We start from the raw sequence: 11,813 nt of genomic DNA on the forward strand, positions 1-11,813 counted from the left end.
TACCTGGAAAACTACCTGGGCTGGCGGCGTATGCTTGAGCGCTATCACCAAAGCATCTCTCCTGGCGTTTGTCTGCAGGAAGCGCTGGGACGATATTCATCGCAACAGTTAATTCAGACATAGCCCAGTTTGATGTAAAGACCTCAACGCAATCCCAACTGGGTCAGTTCAGGGGACAAAGCCACCCAAGGCACATCAAAACCGGGTGTGCCCCGCTGCGGCGGCAAAGGTGAGTTGCGCAGTGCCCAGGTGGCGCCGGCAATCACGCTGTCCACAATCGGCACATTCACAAAGGGCTGGATCTGCGCGGCCATGCCGGCCAACCCGGCGCCGCCCAGGATCACGGTTTGCACGCCGAGTTGGCGCACCGCGTTGAGGCAAGCCTCTGTCAGCAACTGACGCGCGGCCACCGGGTCGGCCGCCAGTTGCGCGCCGGTGGGTGCCACGGTGTGGATACCGGCCAGCGCCTGGGCATGACCGAGCGACTGCGCCAGGCGTTGCAGGATCGGCGCCCAGCGCTCACCACCAGTGACCACCGCAAAACGACCATGGCGCGCGGCCTCGATGAATGCCGCTTCGGCCAGGCCGGTGACTGGCACCGGGCTGCTTTCGCGCAGGGCTTGTAATCCGGGGTCGCCAAAACAGCCGATTAACACCGCGTCGGGCCGCCCCTCGGGCGCCGTCAGTGCAGCAGCCCAGGCGTCGAGTGCGGCATGGGCCGCTACCGCGTAGCTGGCTTCGTCAGAAATATAGGGGGCACCAAAACGTGCGGTGACCGAGCGCACCGTCACATGCGAGCCGACGGCGCTTTGCACATGCTGCTGCAGCAGCGTGGTGACGCTGGACGAGGTGTTGGGGTTGATGACCAGGAGTTGACGCATGGCGGGAATCAGGCCGGTGCGCCAAAGAGCGCGTTGAGATCGGGCGTGGTGTCGTCTGCGGTGTTGAACTGCAGCTGGGCTTCGAGCCGGGCCAGGTGTTCACGCATGCGTTTGGCGGCTTCCTTGGTATCACGCAGGCGGATCGCATCGAGCAGGGCGCGGTGTTCGTTGCAGCCGCAAGAGGTGGCGTCCATGCGCTCAAACTCATGCGCCGGGCTGTAAGTCATGAGCACCAGCGAGGTGCGCGACGTCAACTCGCGCAGGATGCGCGCCAGCGTGTCGTGTTTGGCGCCCTCGGCAATCAGTGAGTGGAATTCACCCGACAGGCGGATGGCGCGGCGCATGTCACCGGCCTGGCGGGCGGCTTCTTCGTTGTCGATGCATTGCCGCAGCTGCGCCATGTCGGCATCGGTGGCCTGGGCGATGAAGCGCTCCACCAGAGACGGCTCGATCAGGCGGCGCACCTCAAACACCTCACGCGCCTCTTTTTCAGTGGGTTGGGCGATGGTGGCGCCACGGTTGGGTGTGAGGGTGACCACCTGCTCGTTGGCCAAGCGCACCAGCACCGGGCGGATGCGTGTGCGCGACACGCCAAACGCGCTGGCCAGCTTGTCTTCCACCAGCTTGGTGCCGGGTGGCAGCTTGTGGTCCAGGATGGCCGAAATCACCCGCTCGTACATCTCGGCATCGGACAGCGGCGCGGCTAACTCACTCATTCTCAACCCTTGTTTTGTCTTTGCTTGAGCCACCAGGCCAGGCCAATCGCCAAGGCCATCACCAGCAATGATATGACGGTGGTAACCGTGCCCAGGGCGTAAATCGACGGTGTGGTCACGGTGGTGGTCAGGCCCTGCAATTCGAGTGGCAAGGTGTTGACATCGCCAATGGCCTGCGAGGTGCGGGCAATTTCATCCCAGCTCAGGGTGAAACCAAACATGCCAATGCCGACGATGGACGGTGCAATCAGCGGCAGCACCACATGCCGGAACCCTTGCCAGGGTGTGGCGCCCAGGTCACGCGCGGCTTCTTCATAGGCCGGGTTAAAACGGTTGAACACCGCAAACATGATCAGCAGGCCAAAGGGCAGTGTCCAGGTCAGGTGGGCACCGAGGGCTGAGGTGAACAGGCCCAGCGAGCTGCCGTACTCTTCGAGCGTGCTGGTCAAACCCAGGGCTTCAAGCGCCCATTTGAGGCCGGTGTCGATCAGCCGGAACTCCAGGCCAATGCCCAGCGAGACAATGATGGACGGCATGATCAAACTGGCCACCACCACATAAAACAAGGTGTTGCCACCGGCCAGCTTTTTGCGAAACGCCAGCCCGGCCAGCACAGAAAACAGCACGGTGAGCGTCATCACTGCCGCCCCTAGCGCTAGCGAACGTTTGAGCGCGGCGCCGATGTCCACCACGCCCAGCCCCTCGGCCAGCTTGTAAAACCAGTGCAGCGAGAAACCACGCAGCGGAAAGGTCAGACCACCTTCGGGCCCCTGAAAACTCAGCACCACAATGACCAGCATCGGGCCATAGAGGAACAGCACAAAGGCGGTGAAAAACAGCGCCAGAAACCAGAAGCCTGCGGAGCGTTGGTCAGAAGTATGTGACATGGACAAACATCCTATTCAATGTGCGGCCAGCGATACAAAGCGCGAAACACCGCGGAACCGGCTTTGCCGGGCCGCTGGTGTTGCCCCCTTGAGGGGGGAGGCGGCTACGCGAAGCGAGCAAGCAACGGGGGTGTTCATAATTCCTTCCGGATGTCGACCAGCCGGGTCAGCGCCCAGATGATCATCAGCACAATGCTCAGCAAAATCACCGCATTGGCCGCGGCCAGCGGAAACTGCAGGTAAGAGGTTTGCACCTGGATGATCTTGCCAATGGACGCGATCTGCTGGCCACCCATGACCCCAATCGTCACAAAGTCACCCATGACGATGGTGATGACAAAAATCGAGCCGATGATGATGCCGGTGCGGCACAGCGGCACGATCACATTCCACAGGGTTTGCCAGGCAGATGCGCCGCTGTCGTTGGCGGCCTCAATCAGGCTGCGGTCGATACGCATCATGCTGTTGAAGATCGGCACGATCATGAACATGGTGTAGAGGTGCACAAAGGCCAGCACCACCGAAAAGTCCGAGAACAACAACCACTCGATGGGCGTGTTGATCAGCCCGATGCCCTGCAGGCTCTGGTTCACCAGCCCGTTGCGCCCCAGCAGCGGCACCCAGGAGATCATGCGAATCACATTGCTGGTCCAAAACGGGATGGTGCACAACACAAACAACAGCGTCTGCACCCCGCTGGAGCGCACATAAAACGCCAGAAAGTAGGACACGGTGAAACCAATCACCAGCGTGATCAGCCAGACCAGAAAACTGAATTTGAAGGTGGATAGGTAGGTCTTGAAGGTGACACACATCTCGTCCATGTTGCTGCAGCCGTCAAACACCGACACATAGTTTTTGAAGGTGAAGGCCGGCAGCAACTCGTATTCATTGAAGTCCCAAAAGCTGACCATGCCAATCAGCGCCAGGGGAATCAGAAAAAACAGCACAAACACCAAGGTGAGCGGCATCGCCTGCCACCACGCGGCCAAGCTGCGACCGGGCGCCGGGGTGGAGGCAGGGAGGGTTGTGGTGGATGTGCTCATGGTGTGTGTTTCATTTCTTGCACCTTCGCCCCTTGGGGGTGAGGGGCTGTGGCGCTCATCTGATCAAGCAGCTTTTATAAGAACAATTGGCTTCTAGCCCTCTATTTATAAGGGGATATAGCTATCAAATAAATACATAGCCAATGGCTGCGCTGCCTGCCCTCACCCCTGCCCTCTCCCGCAGGCGGGAGAGGGAGAAGTCAAGGTCAGGCTGCTACAAACTCATTCCACTTTTGAACCATGTAGTTGTTCTCATCCATCACCGCGTTCCAGCAGGCGATGCCGCCCATGCGGGCTTCGTAGCTGCCGCCGTCGCGAACGTCACCCTTCTTGGCCAACACGTCGCCGTTGGGGCTCTTGATGTCTTGGGTGGCGGCCTTGCCTTCCATCCAGTAGGCCCACTCGTAGGCTTCCATCTTGGACTTGGCGGTTTCCAGCACGGCGCTGTAATAACCCTGGCGGTTCAAGTAGGCACCGGCCCAGCCGTCGAGAAACCAGTTGATGAACTCATAAGCACCGTCGAGCTTCTTGCCAGACAAAGTGGCGGGCAGGCCAAAACCGGCTGCCCAGGCGCGGTAACCTTCTTTCAATGGCTGGAAGTTGCAGGCAATGCCTTTGGTGCGCACGGCGGTCACAGCGGGCGACCACATTGACTGGATCACCACCTCGCCAGAAGCCATCAGATTCACGGACTCGTTGAAGTCTTTCCACAGGCTGCGGAACTGGCCGGCCTTTTTGGCTTCAATCAGGGTTTTGATGGTCAGATCAATTTCCTTCTTGGTCATGTTGCCCTTGTCCGGGTATTTGTAGATGCCCATGGCCTCGACCACCATGGCGGCGTCCATGATGCCGATGCTGGGGATGTTCAGAATAGCGGCTTTGCCCTTGAATTCGGGGTTCAGCAGCTCGGCCCAGGAGTTGATGGGGCGTTTGATCAGGTCGGGGCGGATGCCCAGCGTGTCGGCGTTGTACACGGTTGGGATCAGACTCATGAACTGGGTCGGGCTCTTGGCAAACACCTTGCTCTTTTCGCCCTCCAAATAAATCACCTTCTTGGGCGCGGTGCCCTGGTCACCCACGGCCTTGCCTGCGACCTGGCCGGTGGTGAACAGCGTGGTGATCTTGTCGGCGTTTTTGATGCGTTTGACGTCGATGCCCTTCAAATTGCCGGTGGGCACAATTTTCTTCAAGGAGAAATATTCGGTGTCGATCAGATCAAAGCTGTTGGGCGCAGTCACGGCGCGTTTGGTCACGTCGTCGGTGGTCACGGCCACGTACTGGATCTTGATGCCGGTGTCTTTTTCAAACTTCTCGCCAATGGCTTTGTCCTGGTTCACCGCCGTGCCCAGGTAACGCAGCACGATCGGTTCGGCGGAATGCACAGCCGGGAACATGCCAGCGGCCAGAATGCCGGCCGTGCCTTTGAGCAGGCTGCGGCGTGGCACAGAAGCGTTCAACGCCCCGGTGGCAACACCGCTGGCGATGTCGGTGATGGTTTTGGTGATGTCAGTCATGGCAAAAACTCCTGGAGGGCTGAAAAATCTTCTTGCGAAGTGGTGGGGGGAGAAGAACGGTTGGGTGTTAATGGGCCAGCGCGTGGGCGACGTCGGGTGACCAGTGGAGCTGCACACTCTCACCCAGCTGGAACGGGCGCGCCGCAAAAGCAGCCTCGGGCACCATCACCGAGATCTCGGCGGTGGCACTGGCAGAGCGGTCCTCGCCGGGGTGTTGCAGGCCCACCAGCACATAGGTGCCCTGGTACTCGATGTCGGTGATCACCGCACGCTGGTTGCCCGCGCCGTCGGCCAGGCCAGGCACATCGGGGGCCAGCTGCATGTGGTCGGTGCGCACACTGATCTTGCCCGTGGGCGTGGCCAGCACGTTGTGGCCACCCATAAAACGCGCCACAAACTCACTCACTGGGCGGTTGTAGATCTCGTGCGGGCTGCCCATTTGTTCGATCACACCGTGGTTCATCACCACCATGGTGTCGGCCAGGGCCATTGCTTCTTCCTGCGAGTGCGTGACGTGGATGAAAGTCAGGCCCAGCTCTTTTTGCCAGCGGCGCAACTCGGCACGCATCTGGATGCGCAAAAACGGGTCCAGCGCCGACAGTGGCTCGTCCAGCAACAACACACGCGGCTGGGTGATCAGCGCACGCGCCAGCGCCACCCGCTGCTGCTGGCCACCTGACAGCTCGCCCGGTTTGCGCGCACTCAGGTGACCCATGGCCACACGTTCGAGCAAATCTGCGGCCTGTTTGTGGCGTGTGGCCTTGTCCACACCTTTCATCTTGAGGCTGAAGGCCACGTTGTCCAGCGCACTCAGATGCGGGAACAGCGCAAAACTCTGGAACATCATGGCCGTGCCCCGCGCGGCGGCAGGCAGGTCCGTGATGTTGCGGTTTTCCAGCAGGATGTCGCCACCGGTCACCGACTCGTGCCCGGCAATCATGCGCAGCGTGGTGCTCTTACCGCAGCCCGAAGGCCCCAGCAAACAGCAGTAACTGCCACTGGCGATGCGCAGGTTGATGCCATCCACGGCGGGTTTTGCACCGGCGGCATAACTTTTGGTCAGCGCCACCAGTTCAACGGCGTCGCGGGGGGTCACAGGCGTTTTGGCGTTCATGCCAAACACATCAGCAAAAGCTGTGCCAGGATTGTGTACGGTTCAAATCACAGATTGCATACAAAATTGCACGCGCTTGGTGCGCAATGCTGCCCCACCCACCCAATTCCGGTGCGGGCGGCGGGAATTGGGGCACGGGTTTTACAAGCCGTCATCCAATGCCTGGATGGACTTGGCGGTGAACCCAAGAAGCGCCACAACCGCCCCCACCAGCCCAAGCAGCACAAACATCCAGCGCACACCAATCCATTCACCCAGTGGCATTCCGAACAACAAGCCCACGGGCGCGGCCAGCCCCATGACGGCGTTGAGCAAGGACAGCGCCCGGCCCTGCAGATGGTTTGGAATGCTGGTTTGCAACAGCGCCACCAGCGGCGCATTACCAAGCGCAAACGTGACCCCGCTGATGATCCAGCAAACCACCGCCGCCTGGAACCAGCCGCTGGGCATCAGGCTGGTCAGCGCCATGGCCAGACACGAGGCCGCCAAACCCGCCAGAACCCAAGGCACTTTGCGCTGCGGCGCCAAAGCCGTCACCAACAAGCCGCCCAGAATCATGCCGATGCCCTCCAGCCCCTCCATCAGGGCCACTTCGGGCGCACCCCCTCCAAAATGGGTTTTCACCAGCAAGGGCACCAGGGTGAAGGTCGGCATCACCACCAGCACCACAGCCGCCAGCAAACCATACAGCCGGCGCAAGCCCGGAATGCGCCACACCAGGTGCACCCCTTCAACAAACTCGCCCCACATCGCATGTTTGCCCGTCTGGCGCGCAAAGCTCTGCGGTATACGCAGCACCAGCAGCGGCACGATGCCCAGCAAGGCAGTGACCACATCTATGCCCAAAGCCCAGCCAAACGGCAAAACGCTAATGGCCAGCGCCCCCAGCGGGGCTGCTGCCACCATCGTCAAGTTTTGCAGGGTTTGGTTCAAGCCAGCGGCGCGTGGCAAAAAGCTGGTGGGCACCAGCATGGCCACACTGGCCTCGGCGGCAGGCATCTGAAACGCCTGCATCGCACTGCGAATACCCATCATGACGTAAACGTGCCACAGTGCCACCTGCTCGGTGACAAACAGCAGCATCAAGACCAGCATACACAGCGCGCTCACAGCATCTGCCGCGATCATCAGGACACGGCGGCTATAGCGGTCGGCCAAGGTGCCGCCCAACGGGCTCAGCAGAGCCTGCGGCAGCAGCGCCACCATGCCGGCAAACGCCAGGGAAGACATGTCACCCGTGGTGTCTGTGATCCACCACAACAGCACAAACTGCGTCAGCGCCGAACCCATCAGCGACAAGGCCTGGCCACCATAAATCAGGCCAAAGCGCCATTTCCAAAGGCTTGGTGTTGCCTGCGCCAGAGGGGCGCTGGCAGATGCCGTGGCGCCTAACATTCCCGCACCTGTGCTGCGTTGGCGGCACCCGCACCGTTCTTCCAGTACACCCAGGCGGCCACCATCACCAACAGAGCCACCAACAGCCCCAGACTGGCTGCGTAGGCCGATTCAAACGCGGCATGGGCCACCGCCACCAGGCTGGCCTGGGCAGACCCGGGCAGCGTTTGGGCCGCGCGTAATGCAGCCTCCAGGCTGTCTGCCACCTGCGCGTCTGGCGACAACCAGGCCTGCGCCGCCATGTGGCTGCCATACACCGCAGACATCAAACTGCCCACCACCGTGACACCCAAGGCGCCACCCAACTCGTAGGACACCTCCTCCACCGAGGCCGCCATGCCCGCCTGTTGTTCGGCAATGCTGTTCATCAAGGTGGTGGAGGCAGCACTGATCACCGCACCCACGCCCAGGCCCAACACCACCAGACAGCTGCCCTGCACCCAGGCGCTGGCATCACGCCAGAGCAGCAAACCGCCGATACCCACGGCCGCCAACAACAAAGCCCCGATCAGCATCCGCATGGCGCCCACACGGTGCAGCCAAGCCCCTGCCAGCGGCCCTACCACCAGGGAGGCCAGTGGCAAAGGCAGCATGAACATGCTGGTTTGTAGGGGTGACAGGGCCTGCACCAGCTGCAGGCGCTGGCTCAGCACCAGTTGCAAGCCCATCAGGGTCGCCGCAGCCACCACGGCCGCCAACACCGAGGCCAAAAACCCGGGTGTGCGAAAAATCGCGAAGTCCAGCATGGGCTGGGCCAAGCGACGCTGCCGGCGTGTGAACACCACCAGACAAGCCACGCCAAGCGCAGTGGCCAAGCCCACCTCTGACCACGACGACGCCTGCAGCCCCATGGACTTGATGGCATAGGCCAGAGCAATCAAACCCACCATCACCTGGAAAGACCCCACACCGTCCCAATGCCGTGAGGTATCCCCCGCCATGCGAGGAATCAGCAGCCAGGCCAGCAACAGCGCCACCAACACAATCGGCACGTTGATCAAAAACACCGATCCCCACCAGAAATGCTCAAGCAAAAAGCCGCCCAGCACCGGGCCAAATGCGGCGCCACCAGACGCCACCGACGCCCACACCCCAATGGCCACAGCACGCTCTTGCTCGTCCGTAAAAATCAGGCGAACGATGGACAGGGTGGACGGCATCATCAAGGCGGCGCCCACCGCCAGCAGGGCGCGCGCCAGGATCAGCACCTCTGGCGTGGGCGAAAAAGCCGCCAGCAACGATGCCAGGCCAAACACGACCAAGCCGCTGACAAACAGACGCTTGTGGCCCAGCCGGTCGCCCAGCGTGCCTGCGCCCAGCAACAGGCCTGCGGCGACCAGCGCGTAGGTGTTCACGATCCACAACTTCTGCGACGCGGTAGCGCCCAGGGCCTGGGTCAGGGTCGGCAAGGCGGTGTAGAGCACCGTCATGTCCGTCACGATGAGGAACAAGGCGCTTGAGAGGATCGCCAATATGATCCAGCGCTTGGCGTAAGAAGAAGACATCACCACAACCACACAATTAAAATATGACCGTATTTTAATTAGAAAGCTCCAACCATGGGTAGACCGCGGGTTATTGACCGTGAACGCTTGCTTGACATGGCCGAAGACATCGCCCGCCATGAGGGTGTGGCGCGGCTCACCTTGGGGGCCTTGGCCCTGGCAGCCGGGGTGTCCAAAGGCGGCGTGCAGGCCATTTTTGGCACCAAAGACCAGCTGATGGACGCGCTCTTTGCGCGCTGGGTCGGTGAATACGACAGCGAGCTGGCGGCCAAGGTTGGCCCCACACCCAGCCCGCTGCAGGCGCTGGGTGCCCACATCGACATCACCCGCGACATCGACGAGGCCGAAGCCCACCGTGCCGCCGGGTTGCTGACCGTGCTGTTGAGCACCGCCGATCAGCGCCAGAACTCCGACGACTGGTACCGCAGCCGCCTGGACTTGGTGGACCTCTCCACCGCGCAGGGCCGCCGGGCGCGTATCGCGTTTCTGGCCACCGAAGGCGCCTTCTTTTTGCGTTGTTTTAGCCTCTTGAAGATGGACGAGCCGGAATGGCACGACATCCTGGACGACATCCGCCGAGAGCTTTTGCCAGACGACAGCGGCAAACACAACCAGTAAGCGCCGCTCTGTGTGGGACGGCAGTGCAGCCCCAATACAGCAACTTGCTAACCAGCGTTAGTCGCCCAGGTTGATCACCTGCGCCAAGGCCACACCCGCTGGTGCCTCGTACTGCGCCAGCACCAGGGCGCGATCCGTGTGCTCCGAAGCAGCCTCCAGCTGCCGCAACACATACCGGATAGAGGCCCGGTCCAGCGCCGCCAGCGGGTCGTCCAGCAACGTCACCGCAGCCCCCGCCGCAAACGCTGCGGCCAGCCAGACCTTGCGTTTGCTGCCGGTGGACAACATGTACAGCGGCTTGTCCAGATGCTCAACCAGCGACAGCCCCGCCAGCAACTCGCCCCAGGCTGCTGCCTGGGGTGGAAGAAAACCCGGCCACTTGGCACGCTGCTGGTCAAAAAACTGCTTCGCGCTGATGGTGTCACAAGCTTCCGTGCGCGGGTCGATCCAGAACACCTGTTGCCGATAAGCCAACGGCTGCGCCTGCAAAAACACGCCCTTGATCTGCAAACTGCCCGCTTGCGCCACCAGATCACCGGCCAGCAGGCGCAACAAGCTGGTTTTGCCACTGCTCTCACCGCCTAGCACCAGGGTGACGCCGGGGCCGATACAAGCCGACCAGCCGTCAAACAGCACACGCTGCGGGTAAGAAAACGCCAGCCCGTCCACCCGCAGGAGCGTGTTTTGCGGGCCGCAGGGGGCGGTGACAAGCGGCGTGGGAACGGACATAGATTATCCAAGTTTCATAGCAATAAGCCCTTATTTTAAAAGGTCTGCTGGCGAGCCATGGGTTGCGACATGTGCCGCGTCAGGGGCGTCGCCACCTGAATGTGAAAATCGTCACCTCAGAAAAACAGAGGATAAAAACATGCACAAATTGAAGTTTGCCATCGCCGGTTGCGGTTTTCTCGGCAACATCGTGGCGGACGCCTGGCGTCAGGGGCTGCTGGCGGACTATGAACTGGTCGGTTGTTTTGGTCGCAACGCGGCATCCACAGCAGCACTGGCCGACAAGAACGCCTGCCAGCCTTGCACAACCCTTGACGAGTTGCTCGCGCTACGACCTGACTATGTGGTGGAGGCTGCGTCACCCGGTTTGCTGCGTGACATTGCCCAACCCACGTTAAACGCAGGAGCCAACCTGATTGTGCTGTCCATCGGCGCCTTCGCCGACGCAGACTTTCTCGCTTCTATCGAAGCGCTTGCTCGCACAACGGGACGGCGGGTGCACCTTGCGTCAGGTGCGATCGGTGGCTTCGACGTGCTGCGCACTGCCGCGCTGATGAGTGCCATTGACGCCGGTATCCGCACCGAGAAAGGGCCTGCGTCATTGCGCGGTACGCCCATCTTCAATGAGGAGTTGCTGACGGCCAGTGCGCCAAGCGAAGTGTTCTCCGGCAATGCCCGTGACGCGATCGGCCTGTTCCCGACCAAGGTCAACGTGTCTGTGGCCACAGCGCTTGCCACGGCAGGTGTGGCTGCCACGCAGGTCAGTATCAACAGTGTGCCGGGCTTCCTGGGTGACGATCACCGAATTGAGGTTCGTGGTGAAGAGGTTCATGTTGTTGTCGACACTTATTCCCGCACCAGCGCCATTGCCGGCTGGAGCGTCGTGGCCTTGATGCGCAACCTCGCTGCGCCAATCGCTTTCGGCTGAGCGAGAGGGGCGGAGAACGGCAGGCCTGCCTGCCGCCTGGCGTCACCCTCACCCAAAATCCTAATCACTTCACAAAAGATAGCTACAACCCTTTACGAAAAAAGGGCTAGAGGCCATTTTCACCAACATCCTTGGAAGAAACGCCTCTGATCATCACAAACCCCGTCGGGGCTGACCATGCCATTGCGCTGGTTGGTTACAGGAAGGCTGCGCTATTGGGTGGCAGGGGATGGGTAGGGGCGGCGGCCTCATACTGTCAAAGGCCCAGAAATCGGCCGCCACCCCTACCCATCCCCTGCTGGCGAGGCTCTGTTGGGACTCGAATCGGGGAAACAAATTCAGTAGGTCGCCAATGCGTAGAGTAGAGATGTGGCGCGGTAGATTTCATCCTGAAGCATTTGCCGTTGGCCGCCTCGTAGCTACGAGCCGGTGCCTTTTGTTGCCCAATTCTGCAATCCCCGTTTCCACATCCCCCTCATC

At 61.1% G+C, this 11,813-nt stretch carries 11 protein-coding genes and 1 pseudogene; 3 read left to right on the forward strand and 9 right to left on the reverse strand.

Translation table 11 applies throughout. The features are described from left to right. Window positions 1-123, forward strand: a pseudogene (locus tag FDG13_RS07775) (IS1595 family transposase); the annotation flags it as partial. A gap of 20 nt (window positions 124-143) precedes the next feature. Here FDG13_RS07775 and FDG13_RS07780 read toward each other — a convergent pair. The 8 genes from FDG13_RS07780 to FDG13_RS07815 all read right to left on the reverse strand — a co-directional run bounded on the left by FDG13_RS07780 (window position 144) and on the right by FDG13_RS07815 (window position 9,058). Continuing rightward, a complete protein-coding gene (locus tag FDG13_RS07780) occupies window positions 144-881 on the reverse strand; it encodes an aspartate/glutamate racemase family protein (RefSeq protein WP_180126447.1) in 738 nt (245 codons plus the stop codon). An 8-nt stretch (window positions 882-889) separates the two neighbouring features. After that, window positions 890-1,597, reverse strand: a complete 708-nt coding sequence (locus tag FDG13_RS07785) for a GntR family transcriptional regulator (RefSeq protein WP_180126448.1) — start codon at window positions 1,595-1,597, stop codon at window positions 890-892. A gap of 2 nt (window positions 1,598-1,599) precedes the next feature. Beyond that, window positions 1,600-2,484 carry an ABC transporter permease gene (locus FDG13_RS07790; protein ID WP_180126450.1) on the reverse strand — a complete coding sequence of 295 codons (885 nt, stop codon included), beginning with the start codon at window positions 2,482-2,484 and terminating at the stop codon, window positions 1,600-1,602. A 134-nt stretch (window positions 2,485-2,618) separates the two neighbouring features. Next, window positions 2,619-3,530, reverse strand: coding sequence for an ABC transporter permease (locus tag FDG13_RS07795; RefSeq protein WP_180126452.1), 912 nt, complete (start codon window positions 3,528-3,530; stop codon window positions 2,619-2,621). A gap of 206 nt (window positions 3,531-3,736) precedes the next feature. After that, the gene (locus tag FDG13_RS07800; protein WP_218942667.1) at window positions 3,737-5,044 is read right to left on the reverse strand and encodes a PotD/PotF family extracellular solute-binding protein; all 1,308 of its coding nucleotides are present in this window, start codon (window positions 5,042-5,044) and stop codon (window positions 3,737-3,739) included. A 67-nt stretch (window positions 5,045-5,111) separates the two neighbouring features. Then, entirely contained in the window at window positions 5,112-6,158 is a 1,047-nt protein-coding gene (locus FDG13_RS07805) for an ABC transporter ATP-binding protein (protein WP_180126454.1), read from the reverse strand. A gap of 141 nt (window positions 6,159-6,299) precedes the next feature. Further along, entirely contained in the window at window positions 6,300-7,553 is a 1,254-nt protein-coding gene (locus tag FDG13_RS07810; protein ID WP_180126456.1) for an MFS transporter, read from the reverse strand. After that, on the reverse strand, window positions 7,547-9,058 hold the full coding sequence (locus tag FDG13_RS07815; RefSeq protein WP_180126458.1) for an MFS transporter: 1,512 nt from the start codon (window positions 9,056-9,058) through the stop codon (window positions 7,547-7,549). The genes FDG13_RS07810 and FDG13_RS07815 overlap by 7 nt, the downstream gene beginning before the upstream one ends. A gap of 54 nt (window positions 9,059-9,112) precedes the next feature. Here FDG13_RS07815 and FDG13_RS07820 point away from each other — a divergent pair, with 54 nt between their 5' ends. Further along, window positions 9,113-9,676, forward strand: coding sequence for a TetR family transcriptional regulator (locus FDG13_RS07820; protein WP_180126460.1), 564 nt, complete (start codon window positions 9,113-9,115; stop codon window positions 9,674-9,676). Window positions 9,677-9,733: 57 nt separating this feature from the next. Here the strand turns inward: FDG13_RS07820 and FDG13_RS07825 are convergent, their stop codons facing one another. Continuing rightward, window positions 9,734-10,405: an ATP-binding cassette domain-containing protein gene (locus tag FDG13_RS07825; protein WP_180126462.1), complete on the reverse strand. Its 672-nt coding sequence runs from the start codon at window positions 10,403-10,405 to the stop codon at window positions 9,734-9,736. A gap of 139 nt (window positions 10,406-10,544) precedes the next feature. On the opposite strand from FDG13_RS07825, the gene FDG13_RS07830 reads away from it, so the two are divergent. Further along, window positions 10,545-11,333, forward strand: coding sequence for an aspartate dehydrogenase domain-containing protein (locus FDG13_RS07830; protein ID WP_180126464.1), 789 nt, complete (start codon window positions 10,545-10,547; stop codon window positions 11,331-11,333). Window positions 11,334-11,813: the final 480 nt, after the last annotated feature.

Source organism: Rhodoferax sp. BLA1 (genome assembly GCF_013416775.1).
Taxonomy (GTDB): Bacteria; Pseudomonadota; Gammaproteobacteria; order Burkholderiales; family Burkholderiaceae_C; genus Rhodoferax.